The organism is Stenotrophomonas terrae (genome assembly GCF_001431465.1).
Taxonomy (GTDB): domain Bacteria; phylum Pseudomonadota; class Gammaproteobacteria; order Xanthomonadales; family Xanthomonadaceae; genus Stenotrophomonas; species Stenotrophomonas terrae.
This window is the reverse complement of sequence record NZ_LDJJ01000033.1, coordinates 118612-144136: the sequence shown is the minus strand read 5'-3', so window position 1 is coordinate 144136 and position 25525 is coordinate 118612. Positions and strand designations below refer to the sequence as shown.

The 25525-nt window shown below is 65.6% G+C and carries 19 protein-coding genes; 8 read left to right on the top strand and 11 right to left on the bottom strand.

All coding sequences use genetic code 11. The annotated features are described in order from the left end of the window. Positions 1–7: 7 nt before the first annotated feature. The 9 genes from ABB27_RS10605 to ABB27_RS10565 form a co-directional block, all read right to left on the bottom strand. Positions 8–757: an RNA polymerase sigma factor FliA gene (locus tag ABB27_RS10605; protein ID WP_057628673.1), complete on the bottom strand. Its 750-nt coding sequence runs from the start codon at positions 755–757 to the stop codon at positions 8–10. Next, positions 754–1638 carry a MinD/ParA family ATP-binding protein gene (locus ABB27_RS10600; RefSeq protein ID WP_057628672.1) on the bottom strand — a complete coding sequence of 295 codons (885 nt, stop codon included), beginning with the start codon at positions 1636–1638 and terminating at the stop codon, positions 754–756. Before ABB27_RS10600 ends, ABB27_RS10605 begins: the two co-directional genes overlap by 4 nt. Further along, complete coding sequence (flhF, locus tag ABB27_RS10595) at positions 1625–3424, bottom strand: flagellar biosynthesis GTPase FlhF (protein ID WP_057628671.1); 1800 nt, start codon at positions 3422–3424, stop codon at positions 1625–1627. The genes ABB27_RS10600 and flhF overlap by 14 nt, the downstream gene beginning before the upstream one ends. A gap of 151 nt (positions 3425–3575) precedes the next feature. Further along, complete coding sequence (gene flhA / locus ABB27_RS10590) at positions 3576–5684, bottom strand: flagellar biosynthesis protein FlhA (RefSeq protein ID WP_057628670.1); 2109 nt, start codon at positions 5682–5684, stop codon at positions 3576–3578. Then, positions 5681–6811: a flagellar biosynthesis protein FlhB gene (gene flhB, locus ABB27_RS10585; protein ID WP_057628669.1), complete on the bottom strand. Its 1131-nt coding sequence runs from the start codon at positions 6809–6811 to the stop codon at positions 5681–5683. The genes flhA and flhB overlap by 4 nt, the downstream gene beginning before the upstream one ends. A gap of 234 nt (positions 6812–7045) precedes the next feature. Beyond that, positions 7046–9166: a putative bifunctional diguanylate cyclase/phosphodiesterase gene (locus ABB27_RS10580; protein ID WP_057628668.1), complete on the bottom strand. Its 2121-nt coding sequence runs from the start codon at positions 9164–9166 to the stop codon at positions 7046–7048. Positions 9167–9337: 171 nt separating this feature from the next. Then, the gene (gene fliR, locus ABB27_RS10575) at positions 9338–10129 is read right to left on the bottom strand and encodes a flagellar biosynthetic protein FliR (protein WP_057628667.1); all 792 of its coding nucleotides are present in this window, start codon (positions 10127–10129) and stop codon (positions 9338–9340) included. 4 nt (positions 10130–10133) lie between these two features. Then, positions 10134–10403: a flagellar biosynthetic protein FliQ gene (locus ABB27_RS10570; RefSeq protein WP_057628666.1), complete on the bottom strand. Its 270-nt coding sequence runs from the start codon at positions 10401–10403 to the stop codon at positions 10134–10136. Positions 10404–10585: 182 nt separating this feature from the next. Next, a complete protein-coding gene (locus tag ABB27_RS10565) occupies positions 10586–11314 on the bottom strand; it encodes a TetR/AcrR family transcriptional regulator (RefSeq protein ID WP_083491253.1) in 729 nt (242 codons plus the stop codon). A gap of 110 nt (positions 11315–11424) precedes the next feature. Between ABB27_RS10565 and ABB27_RS10560 the strand changes: the two genes are divergently transcribed. The 6 genes from ABB27_RS10560 (at position 11425) to ABB27_RS10535 (ending at position 19718) form a co-directional block, all read left to right on the top strand. Continuing rightward, a complete protein-coding gene (locus ABB27_RS10560; RefSeq protein WP_057628665.1) occupies positions 11425–12426 on the top strand; it encodes an HlyD family secretion protein in 1002 nt (333 codons plus the stop codon). After that, positions 12426–14186 (top strand): ATP-binding cassette domain-containing protein, encoded by a 1761-nt coding sequence (locus tag ABB27_RS10555; RefSeq protein WP_057628664.1) that lies wholly within the window; start codon positions 12426–12428, stop codon positions 14184–14186. Before ABB27_RS10560 ends, ABB27_RS10555 begins: the two co-directional genes overlap by 1 nt. Then, positions 14186–15310, top strand: a complete 1125-nt coding sequence (locus ABB27_RS10550) for an ABC transporter permease (protein WP_057628663.1) — start codon at positions 14186–14188, stop codon at positions 15308–15310. The genes ABB27_RS10555 and ABB27_RS10550 overlap by 1 nt, the downstream gene beginning before the upstream one ends. A gap of 14 nt (positions 15311–15324) precedes the next feature. Further along, a complete protein-coding gene (locus ABB27_RS10545) occupies positions 15325–16434 on the top strand; it encodes an ABC transporter permease (RefSeq protein WP_244479207.1) in 1110 nt (369 codons plus the stop codon). Positions 16435–16468: 34 nt separating this feature from the next. After that, a complete protein-coding gene (locus ABB27_RS10540) occupies positions 16469–17941 on the top strand; it encodes an efflux transporter outer membrane subunit (protein WP_244479206.1) in 1473 nt (490 codons plus the stop codon). 154 nt (positions 17942–18095) lie between these two features. Next, positions 18096–19718: a family 43 glycosylhydrolase gene (locus ABB27_RS10535; RefSeq protein WP_057628660.1), complete on the top strand. Its 1623-nt coding sequence runs from the start codon at positions 18096–18098 to the stop codon at positions 19716–19718. Positions 19719–19766: 48 nt separating this feature from the next. On the opposite strand, the gene ABB27_RS10530 is transcribed toward ABB27_RS10535, so the two are convergent. Then, positions 19767–21047 carry an amino acid permease gene (locus tag ABB27_RS10530; protein ID WP_057628659.1) on the bottom strand — a complete coding sequence of 427 codons (1281 nt, stop codon included), beginning with the start codon at positions 21045–21047 and terminating at the stop codon, positions 19767–19769. A gap of 218 nt (positions 21048–21265) precedes the next feature. Between ABB27_RS10530 and ABB27_RS10525 the strand changes: the two genes are divergently transcribed. Together ABB27_RS10525 and ABB27_RS10520 are read left to right on the top strand one after the other, a co-directional pair. Beyond that, a complete protein-coding gene (locus ABB27_RS10525) occupies positions 21266–23083 on the top strand; it encodes a DUF885 domain-containing protein (protein WP_057628658.1) in 1818 nt (605 codons plus the stop codon). Positions 23084–23597: 514 nt separating this feature from the next. Next, the gene (locus tag ABB27_RS10520) at positions 23598–24785 is read left to right on the top strand and encodes a metallophosphoesterase (protein WP_083491261.1); all 1188 of its coding nucleotides are present in this window, start codon (positions 23598–23600) and stop codon (positions 24783–24785) included. 224 nt (positions 24786–25009) lie between these two features. On the opposite strand, the gene ABB27_RS10515 is transcribed toward ABB27_RS10520, so the two are convergent. Continuing rightward, positions 25010–25519 carry an MgtC/SapB family protein gene (locus tag ABB27_RS10515; protein WP_057628656.1) on the bottom strand — a complete coding sequence of 170 codons (510 nt, stop codon included), beginning with the start codon at positions 25517–25519 and terminating at the stop codon, positions 25010–25012. Between the last annotated feature and the right edge of the window lie 6 nt (positions 25520–25525).

Below are 25525 nucleotides of genomic sequence, written 5' to 3'. Positions count from 1 at the left end.
TTCCTCTTCATGGTTCCTCGAGGCCGGCGTCGGCCGCCTCGAAAATCTTCAGCCGCCCGCGCAGGCGCAGCATGGCTTGGCCGTGGATCTGACAGACGCGGGATTCGCTTACGCCCAATACCGCGCCGATTTCCTTCAGGTTCAATTCCTGCTCGTAGTACAGCGACAGCACCAGCTGTTCGCGCTCGGGCAGCTGGCCGATGGCCTTGCCCAGCTCGGCACCAAACTGGCTGCGCTCCAGGACCTGCTGCGGATTGGGGCCGCCGGTGGTCGGGGTATCCAGTTCGCCTTGGTCTTCGATGCGCGATTCCAGGCTCAGCACCTGGCCGCGCGAGGCGTCTTCGACCAGCCGCATGTATTCGGGCAGGGGCAGCTCCATCGCCGCGGCCACTTCGCTGGCGCTGGCCGAACGGCCGGTGCTCTGCTCCAGGCGGCGGATGGTGGCGGCGGCATCACGGGCACGGCGGTGCACCGAGCGCGGCACCCAGTCGCCACGGCGGATCTCGTCGATCATCGAGCCGCGGATGCGGATCGACGCATAGGTCTCGAACGAGGCGCCCTGTTCGGCGTCGTAGCTGCGCGAGGCTTCGATCAGGCCCATCATGCCGGCCTGGATCAGGTCATCGACCTCGACACTGGCCGGCAGGCGCGCGGCCAGGTGATGGGCGATGCGGCGGACCAGGTCAGCGTGGCGGGCGATGCAGTCATTGGCCGCATTGCGCTGGACTTCACGGTATTGAGCGGCTGCATTGTTCATGCCTTCACCTTCTGCTGGATGATGCGTTCCAGGAAGAACTCAACGCCGCCGCGCGGGGCGGTTGGGGCTTGCCAGCGCGCGGTGCGACGGGCGATTTCGTTGATGGCCAGCGATGCCGGCGCGGAAGGGTAGAGCTTGACCACCGGCTGCTGGCGCTGCACCGACAGGCGCAGCCAGTCGTCCTGCGGCACGCAGCCCAGGTAGTTCAGCGAGACATCGATCAGGAACTTTTCGCAGACCCGCACCAGCTTCTCGTACAGGGCGCGGCCTTCATTCGGGTCGCGGACCATGTTGGCCACCACCTGGATGCGGTCCACGCCGCGCTCGCGCGAGAGCACCTTGATCAAGGCATAGGCATCGGTGATCGAGGCCGGCTCGTCGCAGACCACCACCACGGTGTCCTGGGCGGCCTGGCAGAAGGTCAGCACGCTGTCGGTGATGCCGGCGGCGGTATCGATGATCATCACATCGAGGTCGCGTTCGAGCTCGGAGAACACATTGACCAGGCCGACATGCTCGGCCGGTTGCAGCTCAGCCATGTGCCGGCGGCCCGAGGCGGCTGGCACTACCAGCACGCCGTTGGGGCCTTCGATGATTACTTCTTCAAGCGTGGCGCGGCCGGCGACCAGGTCGGCCAGGGTGTGCTTGGGCTGCAGGCCAAGGACCACGTCGATATTGGCCAGGCCCAGGTCGGCGTCCAGCAGCAGCGTACGTTTGCCCATGCCTGCCAGTGCCACGGCCAGATTGGCCGAGACATTGGTTTTGCCCACACCGCCCTTGCCGCCGGTCACCGCGATGGTGCGTACCGGGCCGGCCGGTTCGTGCCGGGTAGCCGACAGCGGGAAGGTGTTGGTCAGCTTGGCGTACTCACGCGACTGCATTGTTCAACTCCGTGTTGCAGGGCATATCGGCCGCGCGGCGCAAATCTTCAAGGCGGAGTACCAGATTTGCGGCAGAGGCCCGATAAAGGTCTTCCGGAACGTCCTGGCCGTCGGTTACCCAGGTGATCGGCAGGCGGTGATCGACCGCTACCGACAGGGCCGAGCCGAAGCGGCCGGTCTCGTCCAGCTTGGTCAGCACCACACCCTGCGGATTGGCGGCGCTGAAGCGGCGCACCACTTCGTCCATGTCCTGGAAAGCCGTGTTGGCCGGCAGCACCAGCAGGGTGCGGATCTGGCCGGCGGCACGCAGCCACTGCAGCTGGGCGGTGAGGGCGCGGTCGCGCTGGCCCAGGCCGGCGGTGTCAATCAGCACCAGCTTGTAGTCGGCCAGCTTCTGCAGCAGCTGGTTCAGGTCGGTGCCGCTGTTGGCCTCGTGCACGGCGATGCCGAGCTGGCGGCCGAAGCCATAGAGCTGCTCGCGGGCGCCGATGCGCTGGGTATCGGTGGTTACCAGGGCCACGTCGCGGGCGGCATGGGCTTCGGCAAAGCGCGAGGCCAGCTTGGCGATGGTGGTGGTCTTGCCGGCACCGGTGGGGCCGACCAGGGCGATGACGCCACCGGTTTCCATCGGATCGACCGGGGCAATCGGCAGCTTCTTGGAAATCAGCCCCAGCATCAGGCCACGGGCACGGCTGGGATCGATATCGGCCGGAATCTGGGTGGCGACGTCGCGGGCCAGGCCGGCGTCGAAGCCGTACTCGTCCATCAGGTCCAAGGCGTTGGCGCGCACCGCGCTGCCACGCAGGCGTTCGTCGGTGAAGCGGTTCATCTCGCGCTCGATCAGGTGGCGCATGCCGGCCACTTCCTGACGCAGCTGGCTGAGCTGTTCGTCGTCGCGTGGGGCCGCGGCCGCGCTGCTCGCCACCGGGCTCAGGGCCGGGGCGGTGGCGGTCACAACCGCTGCGTTGTCGGCGATGGCAGCGTCGTTGGGCTGTGCGGCTTCTGCGGCGGCGGTGATGATCGGAGCGCTGGTTGCAACCGGTGCTGCGATGTCGGGGCTGGGGGCGGTGATCACCGCTGCGGCCGGGATGGCCGGGATCGCGACGGGCGCCAGGCTGGCCGGCTCGGGCATCGGCGGATCAATCACGAAGCGGGCACGCTCGACCGGCGCAGCTGTCGGTGCCGGCGGTGCGATGGTGACGGCCGCAATGGCGTCGGCAAAGCTGGCCTGTGCGGTGTTGACCGGGGCGGCGGCAAGCGGTGTGACGGCAGCGGCGGCCGTGCCGGCGGGACGGAATGCCGGCACTACCGGCAGTTCGTCGGCGCTGGCCGGTTGGGTGGCAAACAGGCTCTGCGGGACGGCGGCCTGACGCGCTGCGACCGGCTCGATGGCGGCCGACTTGAGCAGGCCGGAGAAGCGGCTGCCCGGCGCCAGCTCGACGCTGCTGTCGATGGAGCGGCCGGTGGCGCCTACCGCCGAGCGCGCCAGTGCGGCGACGGCCGAGGTGGTGGCGGTGACCGGTTCCGGCTCCGGTGCCTTGCGGCGGGTCATCGCGGCCATGATGGCTTCGGCGGCGCTGCGTGGCTTGGCCGGTGCCGGCGGGGCCGGGCGGGTCGCTTCCAATGCCTGCTGTACCGCGGTTTCGTCGTAGTGTGCGGCCGCCACGATCTCGACACCTTCCTCGATCCGTCGATTGGACAGGATCACGGCATCGGGACCGTGTTCTTTGCGCACGAGGTTCATGGCGGTGCGCATGTCAGCGGCGACGAAACGTTTGATCTTCATGCTTTGGTACCGGGAGTGGGGTTGCGTTGAAGGAGTGGCGTTGGCGATGTCATACATGGCGTGGCGGGCTCCTTCTTGCGGAATGGGTGCGTACTGCAGGTGTCTGGTTTCCGTCGCCGGCAGTGTTGCCGGCGTCGGCTTTCGGCGTGCCTCAGCTGATCGTGCCGACCAGCTTCAGGCGTTTGTCTTCCGGCACTTCGCTGTAGGCCAGGACCGACAGCGAGGGAACGCTGTGGCGGACCAGGCGCGCCAGCGCGGCGCGGACCGGGGCCGGTACCAGCACAACCGCAGGCTCGTTGCGGGCCTCCTGCTTGCCGACACATTCGGCAAGACTCTGGTGGAGGCGTTCGGCGAGACCGGGTTCCAGTGCGGCACCATTGCCTTGTGTTGACTCCTGCAAGACCCGTTCCAATTGCGGGTTGAGGGTGAACACCGGCAGCTCCGGCGAGGAACCGGCAATTTCCTGCACGATGAAGCGGCCCAGGGTGTTGCGTACCGCGGCAGTGAGCGCGGCCGGGTCCTGGGTGACCGGTGCGGCTTCGACCAGCGCTTCGGCGATCTTGCGCAGCTGGCGGATCGGGATGCGTTCGACCAACAGGTTCTGCAGCACACGGGCCACGGTGGACAGCGGCAGCGCCTTGGGCGACAGGTCTTCGGCCAGCTTGGGTGCGCTCTTGGCCAGAGTGGCCAGCAGCTGCTGTACTTCCTCGTGGCCGAGCAGCTCCGGCGCGTGCTCGCGGATCAGGTGTGACAGATGGGTGGCAACCACGGTGGCCGGGTCGACCACGGTGTAGCCCAATGATTCGGCGTGGGCGCGCTGGTGCGGCTGGATCCAGGTGGCGTCCAGGCCGAAGGCCGGATCCTTGCCGGCAATGCCGTCAAGCTTGCCCATGGCGCTGCCCGGGTCCAATGCCAGTTCGCGATCCGGGTGGATATCGGCGGTGCTGACCGGAACGCCGTGGATCAACAGGCGGTAATGGGTCGCCGGCAGCTCCAGGTTGTCGCGGATATGCACTGGCGGGATCAGGAAGCCCAGGTCCTGGGTGAGCTTGCGGCGCACGCCCTTGATCCGCGCCATCAACTCGCCGCCCTGGTTCTTGTCGACCAGCGGAATCAGCCGGTAGCCGACCTCCAGCCCTAGGGGGTCAACCGGGCGCAGTTCGTCCCAGGTCAGTTCGGCGGTGGGGGCGGGCGTGGGTTGGCCCAGTGCGTTGATGCCGCCTTCAGTGGCTGCGCTCGCGTTGGCTGCCGCGTTGGCAGCAGCGCTGGCTTCGCGTTTCCACAGTTTCCAGGCAATGAAGCCCAGGATCACGGCCAGGCTCAGGAAGGCCAGGTTGGGCATGCCCGGCACCAGACCGACCAGGCCGATGATGCCGGCGGTGATGGCCAGTGCGCGATACTGGCCGAACACCTGGCCCATCATTGCCTCGCTCATGTCCTGCGAGCGCGAGGCGCGGGTGACCAGCATGGCCACGGCGCTGGAGACCAACAGGGCCGGCAACTGCGCCACCAGGCCGTCACCGATCGACAGCAGCGTGTAGGTGGCCGCAGCGTCGCCGAAGGCCATGTCATGCTGCAGCACGCCCACGGCAAGGCCGCCGAGCATATTGATGAAAAGAATCAGGATGCCGGCGATGGCATCGCCACGGATGAACTTGCTGGCGCCGTCCATCGCACCGTAGAAGTCGGCTTCCTCGCGCACTTCTTCGCGGCGCAGCTTGGCTTCCTCGCGCGTCAGCAAACCGGCGTTGAGGTCGGCGTCGATCGCCATCTGCTTACCGGGCATGGCGTCCAGGATGAAACGCGCGGTCACTTCCGACACGCGCCCGGCACCCTTGGTGATGACCACGAAGTTGATGATGGTCAGGATCGCGAACACCACGATGCCGACCGCATAGTTGCCGCCGATCACGAACTCGCCGAACGCGGCGATCACCTTGCCGGCGGCGTCATGGCCGTTCTGGCCGTTGAGCAGGATCACCCGGGTCGAGGCCACGTTGAGCGCCAAGCGCAGCATGGTGGTGACCAGCAACACGATCGGGAAGATGGTGAAATCCAGCGGCCGCCTGACGTAGACCACGGCCAGCAGCACCAGCATCGAAATGGCGATGTTGAGGGTGAACAGGGCGTCCAGCACCGGCGCGGCCAAGGGCACCACCACCATTGCCAGCAGCGCCAGCACGATTAGTGGGGCGCCCAGTCCATGGCGCAGCATGTCCAGTACGCGGCGCGCGGACATGCCCGAGGTCTGAGTGCTCATCGGGTTTCTCCCTTGCCGAATTCGTCAATATCGATGGATGCCATCTGCGGCATCGGGCCGCTACGCCATTGGCGCAGCTGGTAGACGTAGGACAGGACAAGGGCAACAGCCGAATACAGTCTCACGGGGATTTCCTTGCCAAGTTGGCTTTCCCGATACAAGGCCCGTGCCAAAGGCGGTGCCGAGACGATGGCGACCTTGTTGCCGTCGGCCACCTGGCGGATGCGCAGGGCCATTTCGTCAACGCCGCGGGCGACCACGGTGGGGGCATTCATGCGTCCGCTTTCGTATTTCAGCGCCACGGCGTAGTGGGTGGGGTTGACCAGCACCACGTCGGCGGTGGGCACGGCCTCGATCATCCGGCGCTGCGACAGCTGCATCTGCATCTGCCGGATGCGGCCCTTGACCTCGGGGCTGCCTTCGCTTTCCTTCATCTCGCGGCGGAGTTCTTCGCGGGTCATTTTCAGCTTCCGCAGCCAGTTCCACTTCTGGTACGGCGCGTCGATGGCGGCCAGCAATGCCATTGCGCCGGCGGTGGCCAGCAGCAGCTTGAGGGTGAAGCCCAGGCCACGGCCGATGGCACTTTCCAATGGCAGGTGCAGCAGCCCGCGCAGGGCATCGACGCCATGCCAGATGCACAGGCCGGCGGCGGTGCCGACAAAGACCACCCGCAGCAGTGACTTGACCAGTTCGGCCAGGGCTTCGGGGCCGACCAGGCGCTTGATCCCGCTCATCGGGTTCATGCGGTTGAAGTCCGGCATCATCGCCTTGTTGGAAAAGCGCAGCCCGCCCATCAGTACCGGCGCGATGAAGCCAGCGGCCACGCACACCAGCAACAGCGGGCTGAAGGCCAGCATCAGCTTGAGCAACAGCCAGCCGGCGTGGCCGAACAGGGCGTTGGGGGTGTCCAGCAGACCGGGCTCCGGCGACAGCGCCGCCTTCATCCATTGCCGTGCCGAGCCGCCCATGGAGCCGGACATGGCGTACAGCGCCAGCACCGCGGCGACGAAGACGGCGGCGGTGGCCAGTTCGCGTGAACGCGGGATATTGCCTTGCTCACGCGCCTCGCGCAGGCGTTTTTCGGTGGGGAGTTCGGTTTTTTCCCCGGCCTGTTCGTTTTCTGACATTGCCTGGCATGGAAGAAGGGTTCTTCCAAAGCCGTGCAAAAATCATTCCAAACCGGGCTTGGGTAGTGCCGAGCCATGCTCGGCAGAGGCTCTACCGGTAAAGCCCCTTGCCGAGCATGGCTCGGCACTACAGTTGGGCTCTACCGGGAAAGCCCCTGCCGAGCATGGCTCGGCACTACAGTTCGGCACTATTGGTAAAGCCCTTGCCGAGCATGGCTCGGCACTACCGGCCTTCTATTCGGGGCTGGCCTGGAACGAGGCCAGCCTGGCCTCCATTGCGGCGTGCTGGGCGTCACCGCCATGCAGGCGCATGAAGTTCTCGGCGCTGACCGCGCGGCCCAGCAGATAGCCCTGCAGGTGGTCACAGCCCAGGCGCTCCACGTAGGAGCGCTGCCCCTGGGTCTCGATGCCCTTGGCAACCACCTGCAGATTCAGCGCATGGCCCAGCGCGACGATGGCCGAGACAATCACCACGTCCTCGTCGCTGTCCTCCAGCGCCAGCACAAAGGCACGGCCGATCTTGATCTCGGTCGCCGGCAGCCGCTTGAGGTGCAGCAGGCTGGAGACGCCGGTACCAAAATCATCGATCGAGATGCCAACCCCCAATCCGGCAACGCTGCGCAGCACCGCAATGGTGTTCTCGGCATCGCGCATCACGGCGGTTTCGCTGATTTCCAGTATCAGCCGCGAAGGTTCAAGTTCATTGCGGTCCAGTGCGGTACGTACGTCCTCCAGCAGCTTGGGCGAGCCCAATTGACGGCCAGACAGGTTCACCGAGACTCGCCATTCGCTGTTGCCGGCATCCTGCCAGCTGCGCATCTGCCGGCAGGCTTCATCCAGCACCCAGTTGCCGATGGCATCCATCAGCTCGCTTTGCTCGGTGAGGCGGATGATTCTCTCGGCCGGGATGTAGCCGTGCTCGGGGTGACGCCAGCGGATCAGTGCCTCGGCACCGCTGATGCGGCCGCTGTCGGCGTGCACCCGCGGCTGGTAATGCAGCGACAACTGCGCACTGCCCATTGCCTTGCGCAGGTCCTCGAGCAGGCGCCGGTCCTGTTCGACGTTGTCGTTCATCCAGTCGGCAAACAGCGCATGGCTGTTGCGGCCGGATTGTTTGGAGTAGGCCATGGCGGTTTCGGCCATGGCGATCAGTTGTGCGGCGTTGTTGCCGTGTTGCGGGTACTGGGCGATACCCAGGCTGGCGGTGATGCGCAGGTCACGACCGCCGGCCCGCACCGAGTTGACCGCCAGGATGATGCGCTCGGCCTGGGCATCAACGTCCTCGGGCTGCGCCAAGGTGGTGGCGATGACGAACTGGTCGCCGCCGAGGCGGCCTACCAGGTCCTCGGCCGGCAGCAGCTGACGCAGGCGCTCGCTTATCTCGACCAGGGCGGCATCGCCGGTTTGCGAGCCAAAGGTGCCATTGATATGGCGAAAGCCGTCCAGGTCGATCGACATCACCGTGAAGGCCTGCCCGTCCTGCAGCATCTGCTCGATGCGTTCATGCGAGAGCTGGCGGTTGGGCAGGCGGGTCAGTGAATCGTGCTGGCTGGCGTGGAACAGTTCCTTGCGGGCATCGTCCAGCGAGGCCGACAGCATTGAGTTGCGCAGGTGCAGCAGCCGCGCCTGCATGCGCTGCTCGAACAGCGAGATGGTCAATACCACCGCCATCACGCCGACGGTCAGCAGCACCACGCAGGCGGCCAGCCATTCAGTCGGAACGCCGCCGCCAATGGCCGCCGTGCAGACCGCATTGGCCGGGAACCGGGCCGCAGCCATGCCGGTGTAGTGCATGCCGACGATGGCCAGACCCATCACCATCGCGGCAATCAGCCTTGGTGGCAGGGCGTGTTCGACGGTGCGCAGGCGGAAGGCGATATACAGCGCACTCCAGGAGGCGCCCACTGCAATGATGATGGACAGCGCAAACCAGATCGGGTCGTAGTCGATCTCCGGCGACATCTTCAGTGCCGACATGCCGACGTAATGCATCCAGGCGATGCCCAGGCCCATCAGCAGCGCGCCAAGCGCCAGCCGCAGATGGGGCAGGGTGGGCCGGGATACCAGCCACAGGGCAAAGATCGAGGCGGCGACGGCTACCAGCAGCGATTCCAGGGTCAACCACAGGTCATAGCCCAGCGGAATCGGCAAGCGGAAGGCGAGCATGCCGACAAAGTGCATCGACCAGATGCCCGCACCCATTGCCACGCCACCGGCCAGCAGCCAACGGGCGGCAATGCGCCGTGGTTGTGAGGCTGATACCCGGGAGGCCATGTCCAATGCCGTGAACGAGGCAAGGATGGCCACCAGGATCGACAACACGACAAACAACGGGTTGTAGCTGCCAACGAGCATCAAACCCTCTCCCTAAGATTGTCGTGCCGCGGTTGCGGCAGCGAGATGCCGTACGTGGTTCCGCATTCCCCTGCGGCGCCTGCCTGTACCCGGACTATCCACGGGTATGGAGAAACCGGCAATAGGGGTGTCAGGCAATGCCAAACCGAAAACCTTGAGCTGAGCAAAGCGTCACATTGTCACCTGCCGCGCCGTATCAAAGGCGGTGTCGAATAAACGCTGCACGGGCGCGCCCATTTCCCCTGACAACAGGGTAAGCAGGGACAGCCCCAGCAGCAGCGCCACCGGCAGGCCCAGTTGCATAGGATTGAGCGCCGGCGCGGCGCGGGCCAGCACGCCGAAGGCCAGGTTGATCGCCAGCATCGCCACCACCAGCGGCAGTGCCAGCGACAGTGCGCCACGGAAGATCTGCAGGGCCAACGTCGGCGCCAGGGCGGCCACCGCATGCGGATCGGGCAGGGCGGTGCCAATGGGCAGCGCCTTGTAGCTGTCCACCAGCAGTGAGATCAGTGCCAGGTGGCCATTGCTGGTGAAAAACAGCAGGCCGAACATCAGGTAGAACCACTGCCCGATCACGCCGGAGCTGCCGCCACGCATCGGGTCGGCCATCTGCGCGAAGGCCAGGCCGGTGCTTTGCGCGATCATTTCACCAGCCATTGCGCCGGCTTCGAAGATCAACCGCAGCAGGAAGCCGATGCTGACCCCGACTGCGACTTCGCGCAGGATACTGAGCACTGTAGCCGAGTCGAAGCCGTTGAAGATCGGTACCGGCGGCAATACCGGCGCCAATGCCACGGACAGGGCGATGGCCAGCATTGCCCGCACCCGCGCCGGCACCGCGCGGGTGCCGAGCATGGGCATGGCCATCAGCATCGCGCCGATGCGCAGCATGATCCACAAGGTATTGCCGATGATGGCAAACGCCTGTTGGCCGTCGATGACCGTCTGCGTGACCGAGTCCATGCCGCTAACCGATCAGGTGGGGAATGCGCTGGAACAACAGGATGGTGAACTCGACCAGATGACCGAGCAGCAGGCTGCCCAGCGCGAACAGGGCCGCGGTAAGCGCTGCGGCTTTCGCAACGAAGGCGATGGTCGGCTCATTCAGCTGGGTGGCGGCCTGGATGATGCCGATCACCACGCCGACGACCAGCACGACAAGCAGCAGCGGACCGGCGATCCACAGCGTGGCGACAAGGCCGCCGCGCAGTTCGGTGAGGGCAAGTTCGGGACTCATGCCCGGACAGATGCAAGAGCGGTGCCAGAGCGCCCGCCGGTTTTCCGGCGGATGCAGTTTTGCCCCCTCCCTTCCGCGCAGCGAAGGGGAGGGCTGGGGAGGGGTAGTTTTCGCCTGGGTAGAGCCGAGCCGTGCTCGGCTGGGGCCTTACCGGTAAAGCCTCTGCCGAGCATGGCTCGGCACTACCTTTTGCCCCCTCGCTTTCGCGCAGCGAAGGGGAGGGCCGGGGAGGGGTTGGCTTTCCCGGCCGCGACATTGTCGCGGTACTCCTTGCCCACGGCCTCCAGGCCGGCAATGGCGAAGCTGTGCAGGTGCGCTACCAGTGCCTGCGACGGGCCCTGCATCACCGGTTGCAAGGGCCCGGGCAGGTCGCGTCCGATCACGATCAGCATCATGCAGGGCGCGGCGACGCTCAGCAGGCAGCGCAGCAGGGCCGGGTCATCGACCGGAATGCCGGAGATCTCGCTGAGCATCTGCGCCACGACGATGATCTTCGGTGGTATCGCTTCGGCCAGCAGCACCTGCAGGTGCGAGGACGGTGCCAGCAGTTCGCGGGCCAACACACGTGGCGCCCAGGCCTCGGGTTGCTGCGCGCGCTGCACCAGCCCGGTCAGCAGCGCGTGCAGGCGCTGCGGGGCAGTGAGCCCGCTGCTGGCAATGCGTTGCAGATCGTCCAGGTCGAGGATCTGCCGGTGCGCTTCCAGCAGGACGGTCTGGTACAGGCCGTTGCGGTTGCCGAAGTGGTAATTGATCGAGGCCAGGTCGGCGCCGGCGCGCTGGGCAATAGCCTTGCCGGTGGTTTCGGCAAAGCCCTGCTGCGAGAAAAGCTGGCCGGCCGCCTCCAACAGGCGGGCGCGGGTTGCCTCACCGTCGGTGCGCGGGCTGCGTGGCGTGATTTTCTGTGTACTCATTGCGTGGCAAGTTTAGCTTGCTGGAAAGATCGGCCCGGCATCACTTTAAATTAAATTTAATTTGAACTAGGCTGCGTACTGTACCCAGAACTGCTCGCGGATGCGTCCTGATGAAGAAGCCCGTGCTCGTTGTTGCGGCCGCTGTCGTGGTGCTCGCTGTCCTGTTGCTGTGGTGGTGGAGCAGCCGCGACAAGCCGGCTGATGGTGTCCTGCAGCTGCAGGGCAATGTGGATATCCGGCAGGTATCGCTGGCCTTCGACGGCAGCGGTCGGGTGCAGGAAGTGCGGGTGGAGGAGGGCGACAAGGTCAAGGCCGGCGAGGTGCTGGCCACGTTCGATACACAGACGCTGCAACTGCAGGCCGATCAGGCCAAGGCGCAGATCCAGACGCAGCAGCAGAGCGTGGCGCGGTTGCGCAATGGCGCCCGCCCGCAGGAAGTGATCCAGGCCAGAAGCCAGTTGGCTGCCGCGCAGGCCGACGCCGCACGCGCAGCGCAGGATCTGCAGCGTCTGCAGGGCGTTGCCGCCGCTACCGCAGGGCGCGGAGTCAGCGCGGTCGAAATGGACCGTGCGCGCAGTGCGGCCAAGGTTGCCGCAGCCAATGCCGAGCTGCAGCGACAGGGCCTGGCGCTGGTGGAGCAGGGGCCGCGCAAGGAAGACATCGCGGCGGCCGAAGCCCAACTGCAGGCAGCCGATGCGCAACTGGCCTTGCTGCAGCATCAGATCAGCCAGGGCCAGCTCAAGGCGCCGGTGGCAGCGGTGGTGCGCTCGCGGCTGGTGGAAGTGGGCGACATGGTCAGCCCGCAACGCGCGGCGTTTGCGCTGGCGCTGACCCAACCCAAATGGGTGCGGGTATTTGCCAGCGAAACCGAGTTGGGCCGCATCCGCAGCGGGCAGCGCGCGCAGGTGTTCAGTGACAGCCATCCGGACAAGCCGGTGGCCGGCAAGGTCGGGTTTATCTCCTCGGTGGCCGAGTTCACCCCCAAGTCGGTGCAGACCGAAGAACTGCGTACCAGCCTGGTCTATGAAGTGCGCGTGGTGGTGGACGATGCGCATGATCAGCTGCGCCTGGGCCAGCCGGTGAGCGTGCGTCTGCAGCAAGACACGCGCTGATGATGCAAGCCGCTGCCACGGTCATCGCACGCGACCTGCGCAAGGTTTTCCCGGCGCCGGGAGGCGGCCAGGTGGAGGCCGTGGGCGGGATCTCGTTGCGCGTTGGCGAAGGCAGACTGACCGCCTTGGTCGGGCCTGACGGGGCCGGCAAGACCACCTTCCTGCGCATGCTGGCGGGCCTGCTGCCTGCCGATGGCGGCCAGTTGCAGGTGCTCGGGTTCGACGTGGCACGGCAACCGCAGCAGGTACAGGACCGCATCAGCTACATGCCGCAGCGCTTTGGACTGTATGAAGACCTGAGCGTGCAGGAGAACCTGGATCTGTATGCCGATCTGCATGGCGTCCCCATGGACGAGCGCCGCGCGCGCTTTGAACGCCTGTTGCAGATGACCGACCTGGCCGCGTTCAAGGCGCGTCCGGCGGGCAAATTGTCCGGTGGCATGAAGCAGAAGCTCGGCCTGGCCTGCACCCTGGTCAGGTCGCCGCAGCTGTTGTTGCTGGACGAGCCCAGTGTGGGCGTGGACCCGCTGTCACGCCGCGAGCTGTGGAAAATCATCCAGCAGCTGGTGCAGGAAGAGCATCTCAGCGTGCTGGTCAGCACGGCCTATATGGACGAAGCCGAACGCTGCGAACATATCTTCGTGCTGCACCAGGGTCAGCTGCTGGCAGAAGGCGATCCGGCCAGCCTGGCCGCCAAGGCACGCGGATTGACCTGGAGCGTGGTGCCGCCCGCCCACATGCAGGCGCGCGATCTGCAGGCGCAGCTGATCGACGACAGCGCGCATGTCCTCGATGCGGTGCCGCGTGCAGGGGCGGTGCGCTTCATCCTGCAGCCCGGTGCCAGCCCGGCGGACATCGCTGCAGCGTTGCACGGCGTTGCGCCGGTGGAGCGCCCGGCCGAGCTGGAAGACGCGTTCATGATGCTGCTGCGCGCGCAGGAAACTCAGGCGCCGCTGCCGGTCGCCGCAGTCGCAGCGACGAAACTTGCCGGCGACGACGCGCCGGTCATCGTGGTGCGGGATCTGGTACGACGCTTCGGTGATTTCACCGCGGTGGCCAGCACCACCTTCGACGTCCATCGCGGTGAGATTTTTGGACTACTCGGCCCCAACGGTGCCGGCAAGACCACGACTTTCAGGATGTTGTGCGGCTTGTTGCCAGCAAGCAGCGGGCATCTGGAAGTTGCCGGGCTGAACCTGCGTACGGCGCGTGCGCAGGCGCGGGCACGCATTGGCTATGTGTCACAGAAGTTTGCGCTGTACGCCAACCTGACGGTGCGCGAGAACCTGGAGTTCTTCGGCGGTGCCTACGGTCTGGGCGGCGCGCAGCTGCGCCAGCGCGTAGCGGATTCGATCAGCCGCTTCGACCTGCAGGCGCAGGCCCGCAGCGGTGAGCTGCCAGCCGGTTACAAACAGCGGCTGGCCATGGCGGTCGGCCTGCTGCATGCACCAGAGATCCTGTTCCTGGATGAACCCACCAGCGGCATCGACCCGCTGGCACGGCGCGCGTTCTGGCGCACCATCACCGGCCTGGCGCAGCAGGGCGTGACCATCATCGTCACCACCCACTTCATGGAAGAGGCCGAGTACTGCGACCGCATCGCCATCCAGGATGCCGGTGAGCTGCTGGCGCTGGGCACGCCGCAGCAGGTGCGCGAGCAGGCCGGTGGTGAGGGTATCGACATGAATGCTGCTTTCATCGGCATCGTTGAGAAAGGCCGGGCACAGCGCAGTGCAGGCGCTGCGGGCAGGGCGGCCTGATGTCCGGCTTCGGCGCGCGCTTGTGGGCATTGCTGCGCAAGGAAACCCGGCAGATGCTGCGCGAGCGCAGCAGTCTGGCCGTTGGCCTGCTGCTGCCGGCGGCCTTGATCCTGTTGTTCGGCTACGGCCTGTCCTTCGATGTCAGCAACGCGCCGGTGGCGGTGGTGCTGGATGAGCGCTCACCCACCACCCAGTCGCTGGTGGTCGGCTTGCAGGGTTCGCCCTATCTGGCGCCGTTGCAGGTGAACAACATGGACGCGGCGGTGGCCTTGATGCGACAGGGCAAGGTGGGCGGCATCGTGCATGTGCCGGTGGATTTCAGTCGTCGCATGGCCGAGGGCGGCGCACAGGTGCAGCTGATACTCAATGGGGTGGATGCAAACACCGCGCGCACGCTGGAGGCCTATGTGGGCGGGGCCTTGGCTTCCCAGCTGCAGATTGCGGCGGACCGGCTGGGCAGTTCCGGTGCGGGTGGCGGCCGGGTCAGTGTGATCCAGCGCATGTGGTTCAACGAGGCCAGCACCAGCACCTGGTATCTGGTGCCTGGCTTGATCGTGCTGGTGATGACCTTGATCGGGGCCTTTCTCACCTCGCTGCTGGTGGCGCGCGAATGGGAGCGCGGCACGCTGGAAGCGCTGTTCGTCACCCCGGTGCGGCCAACCGAACTGGTGCTGGCCAAACTGCTGCCCTACATGGCCATTGGCGCGATCAACCTGGCGATCTGCCTGCTGACCGCGCGCTTCCTGTTCGAGGTGCCCATGCGCGGTTCGCTACTGGCGATCGTGATCAGTTCGCTGCTTTACCTGATGGTGTCGCTGCTGCTGGGTCTGTTCATCTCGGCGGTGACCCGCAATCAGTTCCAGGCCAGCCAGGTGGCGCTGCTGACCAGCTTCATGCCAGCGATGATGCTGTCCGGGTTTGTGTTTGACCTGCGCAATATGCCGGTCGGGGTGCAGGTCATCAGCCAGCTGCTGCCGGCCACGCACTTCATGGGCCTGATCAAATCGCTGTTCCTGACCGGCGACAACTGGCCCTTGTTCGTGCAGAAATCCAGCATCCTGTTGCTGTATGCACTGGTGCTGTTCCTGGCCACGCGGCAGCGCCTGCGCAAGAGGCTGGCCTGAACATGGAGGCCTTGGTGCAATACCTCAGGCGCATCGCCTTCCTTTGCCGCAAGGAACTGATCACCTTGCTCAAGGAGCCCGCCAGTCGCGTCACGCTGTTCGCACCGGCGTTGCTGCAGGCCTTGCTGTTCGGTTACGGCGCTACCTTCGATCTTCGCCATGTGCCGTATGCGGTGCTCGACTTGAGCGGTGGCCAGGCCTCGACCGAGCTGCTGGCGCGGATGGACGGTGCCGGCATGTTCGAGCGCGTGGCCACGCTCAGCTCGTCCAGCCAGATCGCCAGCTTGATCGACGCCAACAAGGTGCTGCTGGTTGTCAGCATCCCGGCCGACTTCGAACAGCGGCTGCAGGCCGGGCAGACGGCACCGCTGCAGCTGATCATGGATGGGCGCAATTCCACTACCGCTGGCGCGGCCGCCGGCTACATCGGTGCCATCGTCGGCAGCTTCAACCAGGCCCGGGCCGGCCCTGGAACCGGGCAGGGCGTGCAGTTGCTGACGCGCAGCTGGTACAACCCGAACCTGGAGTCGCGTTGGCAGTTGATGCCTGCCCTGATCGCGGCCTTGAGCATGCTGCAGACGCTGTTGATCGCGGCCTTGTCGGTGGCGCGCGAGCGCGAGCAGGGCACCTTCGATCAGCTGCTGGTCACCCCGATGACGCCGATGCAGATACTGATCGGCAAGGCGGTGCCGTCGATCCTGGTGGGCCTGGTGCAGTCCACCATCATCCTGCTGATCATCCGCTTCTGGTTCCAGATTCCGCTGGCCGGCTCGGTGGGGCTGCTGTATCTGGCACTGGCGGTATTCACCATTGCGTCGGTTGGGATCGGCCTGTCGATCTCGGCGGTGGCCGCCAACATGCAGCAGGCGATGCTTTACACCTTCCTGCTGATCATGCCGCTGATGCTGCTGTCAGGCCTGATGACGCCGGTGGCCAACATGCCCAGGGTTCTGCAGCTGGCCACTTACGCCAACCCGCTGCGCTTCGGTATCGACCTGGTGCGCAGGGTCTATCTGGAAGGTGCCGGACTGCAGGAAGTGGGCTTCAATTTCATCCCCATGCTGGTGGTGGCTGCAATCACCCTGCCGTTGGCAGCGTGGTTGTTCCGCAACCGTCTTAACTAGGACGTGATCGATGTTTCCGCAACCACGCGCATTCTTGAAAGTATCGCTGCTGCTGTTGCCGCTGGCTGTCGGGCTGGCCACCGGCGGCTGTGCGGTGGGGCCGGATGTCGTCCGCGCAGACGCGCCGGCGCCGGCGGACTGGACGCAATGGCGCGGCGGTGACGCGTCACTAAATAGCGGCGTCGGCGCCCAGCCATTGCAGCCGGCGTGGTGGACGCAGCTGTCCGATCCGATCCTGGATGAGCTGCAGCAACGCGCCTTGCGCGCCAGCCCGGACCTGCGCACGGCAGCCTTGCACTATGCCCAGGCCCGCGCGCAGCGCAGCACGGTTGCTGCCCAACGCGGCGTGGCGGTGACTGCATCGGCGGGGGCGAGCAAGCAGCGGCAGAGCGAGAACGGCGCCGCTACGCGCATGCTCGACATCCTCAGCAACGACAGCGATGCGCTCAAACAACTGCTGGCCGAGCCGTTCAATCTGTACCAGGCCGGTTTTGATGCGTCGTGGGAACTGGATCTATGGGGCCGCGTGCGGCGTTCGATCGAAGCTGCCGACGCCGGTGTCGCGCAGCAGGCGGCGTTGTTGGACCTGGCCCGGCTGAGCATCACCAGCGAGGTCGCCCGCAGTTATGTGCAGTTGCGAAGCGCGCAGCGCCAGATCGCGCTGGCACGCGAGGATATCGCTGCGCTGGAGGAGCGTTCATCGCTGTTGCAGGCGCGGGTTGACGGCGGTCTGCAGGACCACCTGGACCTGGATCGCCAGCAGGCCGATCTAGCCGCCGTGCGCGCGCGCCTGCCCGGTTTGTTGGCCGAAGAGGCTAGCAGTGGCAACCAACTGGCGCTGCTGCTGGGCGAGCATCCCGGTGCATTGCGTGCCCAGCTCGCAGCGCCGGCGGTTGAGCACGACGACGCGCTGCCTGACCTGTCGCTGGGCCTGCCATCGGAAGTGGCGCAGCGGCGGCCGGATATCCGTGCCGCGCAGGCACGCCTGCAACAGGCGACAGCCAATATAGGTGTCGCTCAGGCCGACCTGTATCCCAGCATCCGCCTGGGTGCAAAGTTCGGCTACGAATCGTATCTGTCCGGTGAGTTTTCCGATTGGGGCAGCCGCACCTGGTCGGTGGGCCCGGTGCTCAATCTGCCGCTGTTCGATCATGGCCGCCGCAAGAGCGTGGTGCAGCTGCGCGAGCTGCAACAGCAGGAAGCTGCCGTCGCCTACCAGAAGACCGTGCTGCAGGCCTGGCAGGAGATCGACAATGCCTTGAATGCCTACGCCGCCGCGCAGCAACAACGCGCGCAACTGCGCATGCGTGAGCAGGCCACGTTGGATGCGTACAGGATCGCGCAGGCGCGCAACGACGCCGGACTGATTGATTTCCTGACCCTGCTGGATGCGCGCAGAAGCTACCTGCAGACGCGTCGCGATCTTGTCGATTGCGAAGCGCTGCTGCGCGCTCAGTTCATTGCGGTCAACAAGGCCCTGGGCAACGCGCCGTATCCGGAGGGCTGAGAAGCCACCGTTGGAATCCAGCGCAGCCAGTTGCATCTGCAAGCAGTGGGAAGCGAAGCGCCGCGCGCTGTGGTTTGCTGTCTGCGGCTACACTCGGGCGGTTCCGGCGGCGGGGCTGTCCCGTTGGCCTTCCCGTTGACCTCGAGTGTGCTGCATGCCAGATGCTTCCCGCAGGGACCTGTTCAAAGCAATCGCCGCCGGTGCATTGGTGGCCCCTTTGTCGCTTATGTCAGCTCCTGCGGCTGCTGCAGGGAGCTCATTTGTCGCCCCGCGTTGGGGGCATGGCCCCGAAGGCCAGCGCATCGCCGATCTTGGCGATGGCACCTACCTCAACCCCATCGTTGCCGGGGACCATCCGGATCCCAGCATCCTCAAGGATGGCGACGATTACTACATGACGTTCTCGTCGTTCTATTCGTATCCAGGCCTGGTGATCTGGCGCTCGACCGACCTGGTCAACTGGGCGCCGATCGGGCCGGCGCTGCACAAGACGCTGGGTGATATCTGGGCGGTGGATCTGTGCAAGCACGATGGCCGCTATTTCATCTATCTGCCCGCCAATCCCACCGGCAACGGTTGGTCGATCTTCGTCATCTGGGCCGACGCTATCGCCGGGCCGTGGAGCGAGCCGGTCGATCTGAAGATTGAAGGCTGCATCGATCCGGGCCATGTTGTTGGTGAGGACGGCAAGCGCTATCTGTTCGTCAACGGCATCCGTCGTGTGCGCCTGCGTGATGACGGGCTGGCCACCGATGGCTCGCTTGAGCCGGCGTACAGTCCGTGGCGCTACCCGGACGACTGGGTCACCGAGAACTTCGCACCGGAAGGTCCCAAGCTGTTGCGCCACGGTGACTGGTTCTATCTGGTGACTGCCTTGGGTGGCACTGCCGGTCCAGTCACCGGCCACATGGTGATTGCCGCGCGCTCGCGCTCCATCCATGGTCCGTGGGAGCACTGCCCACACAATCCGCTGGTGCGCACGCAGTCCGAGGCCGAGCCTTGGTGGTCGCGTGGCCATGCCACCTTGGTGGAGGGGCCGGCCGGCGATTGGTGGATGGTCTACCACGCCTATGAGAACGGATTCCGCACCTTGGGACGGCAGACGCTGCTGGAGCCGATCGAGTGGACTGACGACGGCTGGTTCCGCGCGCTGGGCGGCGACCTTTCGCAGCCATTGCCGAAGCCCGCCGGAGGCAGGAACAGCGCGGCGGGCTTTGCGCTCTCCGACGACTTCAGCAAGGACCGTTTCGGTACCCAATGGGCCTTCCATAACCCGGGCCCAAATGAGCGCCAACGTGCGCGCTACGGTGAGCGTGGCCTGCACCTGCAGGCCAGCGGCACCTCGCCGATCGACAGTTCACCGCTGACCTGCGGCGTGCCTGATCGTTCCTATGAGGTGGAGGTGACGTTGGAGCCGGCACCGGGGGCGGAGGCTGGCCTGCTGCTGTATTACAACAACAAAGCCTTTGTCGGCGTCGGCTTCAGTGCCGACACCATCAAGAATTTCCAGTACGCCGAGGAGCTGGTCTGGGCGCGTGCGCCGCGCAAACCCGGGTCGGTCCGGGTAAGGCTGAGCAATGTCGGGAATGTCGTGACCTTCCATTACTCGCACGACGGCGGACGCAGTTGGCAGCTACACCCCACGCGTATGGAGGTGTCCGGGCTGCACCACAATGTGTTCGGCGGCTTCCTGAGTTTGAAACTGGGTATCTATTGCGCAGGCAACGGTGAGACCACGATCCGCGATTTCCGCTATCGCAGTCTGCGCACGGCCTGAGGAAGGAGGATGCCTCGCCAGCTGGCGAGGCATCTGTTCGCGCTGGCGTCAGCGCTTGGCTCGGTGACGCCGCAGCCAGAAGTAGATCGGCAAACCGGCCACGATCAGCGCCACGCCCCACAGCAAGGCCTCGCTGCCGATGCCGGCGATGGCATACAGGCTGAAAGCCAGCGCACCTGCCGCGGCGATGCGTGAGGGGATGCCGCTGCCGCGCCACAACCAGGCCGCGGCGCCGGCCAGGTAGGGCAGCAGGGTGGCGGCGGTCGACAGCAGCACCGAGAACTTGAACAGGTCCACCAGCGAGCGGTTGTAGTTGCAGATCACCAGCACGGTGGCCAGCAGGCAGCTGACGATCACCCCGAATACCGGCGTACCGCGCTTGTTTTCATAGGCGAAAGCACGCGGCAGCACGCCGTCGCGGGCGGCCGCCATCGGCAGCTGCGCCGACAGCAGGGTCCAGCCATTGAGTGCGCCAACGCAGGAGATGGCCATCACCACCGCCAGCAGCATGCCGGCGGTCGGGCCCCACAGCGCGGCGGCGGCATCGGCCATCGGCGCGCCGGACTTGGCCAGCACATCGGCTGGCAGCAGGCCGAGCACGGTGGTACAGGCCAGCACGGTGGCGATGCCGGCGATCAGCGTGCCGGTGACGGTGGCGCGGGCGATGGTGCGCGGCGCATCGTCAACCGAGTCGGCCGGTACCGTGGCCGCCTCCAGGCCGATCATCGCCCACAGGGTCAGTGCCACGGTGGCAGCGGCCACGCTGCCCAGTGACTGGCCGGAAGGATTGAAGGGCACGTAGTGGCTGGTATCCACCAGCCACAGCGCGACCAGGCCGAACATCAGCAGCGGCACCACTTTCAATACGGTGGTGAGCAGCTGCAGGCGGCCGGCTTCGCGCATGCCGATCAGGTTGACGCCGGCGCAGGCCCACAGTGCGACCAGGCCGCAGGTGGCCGCGCGCACCGGGGTGGTGGTGAGTTGCGGGAAAATGGCGCCGATGCTGCCGGCGAAGGCCACCGCGATGGCGGCGATGGCACACCACATCGAGATCCAGTAGCTCCAGGCCACCAGGAAGCCCGGCAGTTCGCCGAAGGCATTGCGCGCAAACACGTAGGGGCCACCGGTCTGCGGCCAGCGTTTTGCCAGCTGGGCAAAGGTGATGGCCAGCAGCAGCGCACCACACAGTGTGATGCCCCAGCCGATCAGGGTTGCCGCCCCATAGGGGGCGAGGGTGGCGGGCAACAGGAAGGTGCCCGAGCCGATCATGCTGCCCACGACCAGGGCGGTAGCAGACCAGAAGCCCAGCGGGCGGCGCGAAGTAGTCATAAATACAGCAACGGCAAAGGCTCACGCCGGGCACGCAGGGGCCCGGGAGAGCGTGAATACGGGTGACGGACGCCGGTGGCGGCCGCAGCAGGGGGGCGATTATGACGGTTTGCGGCTCCGGCTGCGATGTCGGTGGCCCGGCAATGACCTTTGGCCCTTCCGGCAAGGGCCGGTTGCGCTGACGCTGGCGGCCTTGTTCCCCTCGCTGGAAACCCCTGATGACCGTCCGACCGTTGGCGCTTGCCGTCTCGTTCTCCCTGGCCACCGTGTTGGCCGCCTGTTCCCCGACCTCGCAGCCGGCTGCGGGCGACAGCGCCGCGCAGGCGCCGCAGGCCGACAAGGCCGCGCAGCTGAACCAGCTGTATGCCGACTACTGGGAAGGCGTGCTCAAGCTGAACCCGCTGCAGGCTACCTTCCAGGGTGACAACCGCTACAACGACCAGTTGCCGGATTTCGGCTCGGCCGAGTTCCGCAAGCAGAGCCATGACTTCACCCAGGAATGGCTGGGCAAGGCCGAGAAGATCGGCGATGCCGGCCTGGCCGGGCAGGACCTGCTCAGCTACCGCATCTTCGTCGAAGAGCAGAAGCAGTCGCTGGAAGGGGAGAAGTTCCCGACCTGGATGATGCCGGTCAACCAGATGGGCTCCACCGTCAGCTATGCGGTGATGCTGGGTTCGGGCCAGGTGGCGCAGCCGTTCAAGACGGTCAAGGATTACGACAACTGGCTGGCACGTGCCGCGCGCATCCCGGTACTGCTGGAAACCGAAAACGCCAACATGCGCGAAGGCATGAAGGCCGGTGTGGTGCAGCCGCGCGTGCTGATGGAAAAGGTGGTGCCGCAGTTCGACGAGATCATCACCGCCAAGGCCGAGGACAGCCAGTTCTGGGGTCCGATCAAGCTGCTGCCAGCCGATTTCTCACAGGCCGACAAGGACCGCCTGACCGAGGCGTTCCGCAGCGCGATCAACGACAAGCTGATGCCGGCCATCAAGCAGCAGCGTGATTTCATCGCCAACGAGTACCTGCCGGCCACGCGTGACACGGTAGGCCTGGATTCGCTGCCGGACGGCAAGGCGTGGTACGCCTTCAACGCCAAGCAGAGCACCACCACCGCACAGACCCCGGAGCAGATCCACGAGATCGGCCTGAAGGAAGTGGAGCGCATCCACGGCGAAATCCAGAAGGTGATGGCCGAGGTGGGCTTCAAGGGCTCGCTGCAGGACTTCTTCAAGTTCATGCAGAACGACAAGCAGTTCGAGTTCAAGTCCGAGCCGGAGCTGCTGGAGCATTACCGCGGCCTGGAAGCCAAGATCAACGCCAATGTGCCCAAGCTGTTCTCGCTGACCCCGAAGGCGGGCTTCGAGATCCGCCCGATCGAGGCGTTCCGCGCCAAGTCGGCCGCCGGCGGCGAATACATGCAGCCCAGCGAAGACGGCAGCCGCCCGGGCATCTTCTACGTGAACACCTATGATCTGCCGACGCGCAAGACCTGGGACGCTGAAGACCTGTTCCTGCACGAAGCCATTCCGGGCCACCACTTCCAGCTGGCCCTGCAGCAGGAGTTGAAGGGCGTTCCGGCGTTCCGTCGCTTCGGTGGCGAAACCGCCTTCATTGAAGGTTGGGGCCTGTATGCCGAAAGCCTGGGCAAGGACCTGGGCGTCTACACCGACCCGTACAGCTACTTCGGCCGCCTGCAGGGTGAGCTGTGGCGCGCAGTGCGCCTGGTGGTCGATACCGGCCTGCATTCCAAGAGCTGGACCCGCCAGCAGGTGCTGGATTACATGTTCGCCAATTCCTCGGTGAGCGAGCCCGACGCCATTGCCGAAGCCGAGCGTTACATCGCGTGGCCGGGCCAGGCGCTGGCCTACAAGACGGGTGAGCTGAAGATCCAGGAACTGCGCAAGCGCGCGCAGGACAAGCTGGGCGCCAAGTTCGACATCCGCGAGTTCCACGCCGAAGTGCTGAAGGACGGCTCGGTACCGCTGGACGTGCTGGACGAAAAGCTCAACGCCTGGATCGCTGAAAAGTCCAAGTAACCGGCCCGGCTACCGGTAGTGCCGAGCCATGCTCGGCAGGGGCTTCACCAGTCATCCCTAAGCGGTAGTGCCGAGCCATGCTCGGCAGGGGCTTTCCCAGCAAAGCCCCAACTGTAGTGCCGAGCCATGCTCGGCAAGGGCTTTCCCAGCATTGCCGGGAAGCCCCCCAACCGACCCAGCATTGCTTGGCAAGCCCCAGCCGAGCATGGCTCGGCTCTACAGGGGCCTGTTTGTGGGAGCGGCGTCAGCCGCGAAGCTGGCAACAATCAAGCTGCAGAAAGGCCCGTAATCAGAACGATTGCGGGCTTTGCGGTGCAGATGGCTTCCAGAATGGCGTGGCCGGGAAAGCCCCAGCCGAGCATGGCTCGGCTCTACATTCAACGCTCGGTCGTACGTAGTGTTCCAGCCATAACTGCGCGGTCTGCCATGCAGTCATGGCACAGTGCGCGATCCCTTTTCAATCCTGTTGGCGGTGTGATCGCGGGTGTTTTCCGCGTCGCCGCTGTTGTTGCCGATGACTCTATTTGTATCGCTGATCCTGCCCTTGCTGGCCATCTGGTTGTGGTGGCCGGTCAATCCCTTGTCCAAGCGCCAGCGTCGTTGGCGGATGGGCGTCAGCATCGGCCTGGCCTTGCTCGGACTGAGCTTCGCCACGCTGTGGCGGATGGATGTCTTCAGCTACTCGGTTGAAGCGTGGATCCAGCTGGTGTTTGGCTGGGTGCTGGTGATGTTCGTGTTGCTGCTGGCCTTCCTGCTGCTGCGCGAGGCCGGCTGGCTGTTGTCACGCCTGCTGCCGCGCCGCTCCGGTTTGGCCGCGCTCTGGCACGGCACCGGCTTCAACCATGGCGCGGCAACGGTGATCGTGCTGCTGGCCACGCTGGGTATCTACAACGGTCTCAAGCCGCCGCAGGTGCACGAGCGCGATCTGGTTGTGCCGCACCTGCCCAAGGAGATGGACGGGCTGCGGGTGGCGGTATTGGCGGATCTGCATATCAGCCCGGTCAAGCGCACCTGGCGTACCCAGCGCATTGTCGATGCAACCCTGGCGGCCAAGCCCGACATGATCGTGCTGCCGGGTGACATGGCCGACGGTGGCCTGGAAGACAGCGGACGTTTCGCAGAGCCGTTGGCGCTGCTCAAGGCACCCTACGGCGTCTGGCTGGCGCCGGGCAACCACGAGTACTACTACGACTACAGCGCCTGGATGGCACATTTCCGCCAGATGGGCTTGGGCGTGCTGGAGAACCAGAGCGCGCTGTTGACCATCAACGGCCGCAAGCTGGTGGTCTCCGGCATTGGTGACCTGGCGGCGCTGAAGCCGACATCGTATATGCATGGCGGGCTGGCGCCGGACATGCAGGCCGTCGTGGACGGCGGCAGGGGCGGCGACGTTCATGTGCTGCTTGCGCACCAGCCCAAACAGGCACGCGCGGCCGCTGCCACCGGCGCGATCGACCTGCAGATTTCCGGCCATACCCATGGCGGACACATGCTGGGATTTGATCGTTGGGTGGTGGCGCCTTTCAATCACGGCTATGTACGTGGCGAATACCGCGTGCGTGAAATGGCCCTGTTCGTCAGCAGCGGTGTGGGCCAGTGGGACGGCTTCACAGCACGACTGGGTGTGCCTTCGAGCATTGACGTGCTGGTGCTGCGCAGCCCGGCTGAGTCAACGGAACAGCGTAGGTCGGTGTTGCCGTAGACCGCTCGGGCGCGATGCAGGGGGCGCCAGCTCGGCAGCTGTTTGTGGGAGCGGTGTAAACCGCGAAGCTGGCATTGTTCAGAGCCTTGGCAGCCATATCACCTGAAAATGTGCGGGCTTCGCGGCTTACGCCGCTCCCACAAGAGCATCCGATTCGTTGCCTGAAGTCGGGTGCTCGGTGCTGCACAGGTTCAAGTGCCCAGTATTGCGGTAATACAGGCCGATCAGGTGTCCAGATCGGCTTCGCAGCCTTCGGTATTTTTGCGTTTTTCCGGCATCAGCTTCGGCAGCGTGCTGACTACCGCAAGCGCGGCCAGCGTGGTGATGAGGGCGACCATTTCCATGCCCATGCCGGCGGCCATGCCGATCGCGGCCGTCGCCCAGATACCGGCCGCGGTGGTCAGGCCCTGGATGCGCTCCTCGGCGTCGAGTTTGAGGATGGCGCCCGCGCCCAGAAAACCGATGCCGGAGACGATGCCTTGCATCACGCGGGTGACGTCGGCACCGGAAATTCCCATCTGCAGGGGTGCAAGCACAAACAGCGCCGAACCCACCGAGACCAGGATGTGGGTTTTCAGTCCGGCCGCGCGTCCCTTGCGTTCGCGCTCAAGCCCCAGCAGGCCGCCCAGCACGATGGCCGTGGTCAGCCGCGAGACGATGACGGTCAAGCTGCGGACGTCCGGAAGGCTGAACTCGGCGGCCAGCGCCTGGCCGATCTCTGCGGTGATGCTCATGCGATG

Coding starts and splice junctions, on each gene's coding strand:
- ABB27_RS10530 (WP_057628659.1), bottom strand. CDS start 21,047: ATGACTACTTCGCGCCGCCCGCTGGGCTTCTGGTCTGCTACCGCCCTG.
- ABB27_RS10555 (WP_057628664.1), top strand. CDS start 12,426: ATGATGCAAGCCGCTGCCACGGTCATCGCACGCGACCTGCGCAAGGTT.
- ABB27_RS10525 (WP_057628658.1), top strand. CDS start 21,266: ATGACCGTCCGACCGTTGGCGCTTGCCGTCTCGTTCTCCCTGGCCACC.
- ABB27_RS10570 (WP_057628666.1), bottom strand. CDS start 10,403: ATGAGTCCCGAACTTGCCCTCACCGAACTGCGCGGCGGCCTTGTCGCC.
- ABB27_RS10605 (WP_057628673.1), bottom strand. CDS start 757: ATGAACAATGCAGCCGCTCAATACCGTGAAGTCCAGCGCAATGCGGCC.
- ABB27_RS10600 (WP_057628672.1), bottom strand. CDS start 1,638: ATGCAGTCGCGTGAGTACGCCAAGCTGACCAACACCTTCCCGCTGTCG.
- ABB27_RS10550 (WP_057628663.1), top strand. CDS start 14,186: ATGTCCGGCTTCGGCGCGCGCTTGTGGGCATTGCTGCGCAAGGAAACC.
- ABB27_RS10520 (WP_083491261.1), top strand. CDS start 23,598: ATGACTCTATTTGTATCGCTGATCCTGCCCTTGCTGGCCATCTGGTTG.
- flhF (WP_057628671.1), bottom strand. CDS start 3,424: ATGAAGATCAAACGTTTCGTCGCCGCTGACATGCGCACCGCCATGAAC.
- flhA (WP_057628670.1), bottom strand. CDS start 5,684: ATGAGCACTCAGACCTCGGGCATGTCCGCGCGCCGCGTACTGGACATG.
- fliR (WP_057628667.1), bottom strand. CDS start 10,129: ATGGACTCGGTCACGCAGACGGTCATCGACGGCCAACAGGCGTTTGCC.
- flhB (WP_057628669.1), bottom strand. CDS start 6,811: ATGTCAGAAAACGAACAGGCCGGGGAAAAAACCGAACTCCCCACCGAA.
- ABB27_RS10565 (WP_083491253.1), bottom strand. CDS start 11,314: ATGAGTACACAGAAAATCACGCCACGCAGCCCGCGCACCGACGGTGAG.
- ABB27_RS10580 (WP_057628668.1), bottom strand. CDS start 9,166: ATGCTCGTTGGCAGCTACAACCCGTTGTTTGTCGTGTTGTCGATCCTG.
- ABB27_RS10515 (WP_057628656.1), bottom strand. CDS start 25,519: ATGAGCATCACCGCAGAGATCGGCCAGGCGCTGGCCGCCGAGTTCAGC.
- ABB27_RS10535 (WP_057628660.1), top strand. CDS start 18,096: ATGCCAGATGCTTCCCGCAGGGACCTGTTCAAAGCAATCGCCGCCGGT.
- ABB27_RS10560 (WP_057628665.1), top strand. CDS start 11,425: ATGAAGAAGCCCGTGCTCGTTGTTGCGGCCGCTGTCGTGGTGCTCGCT.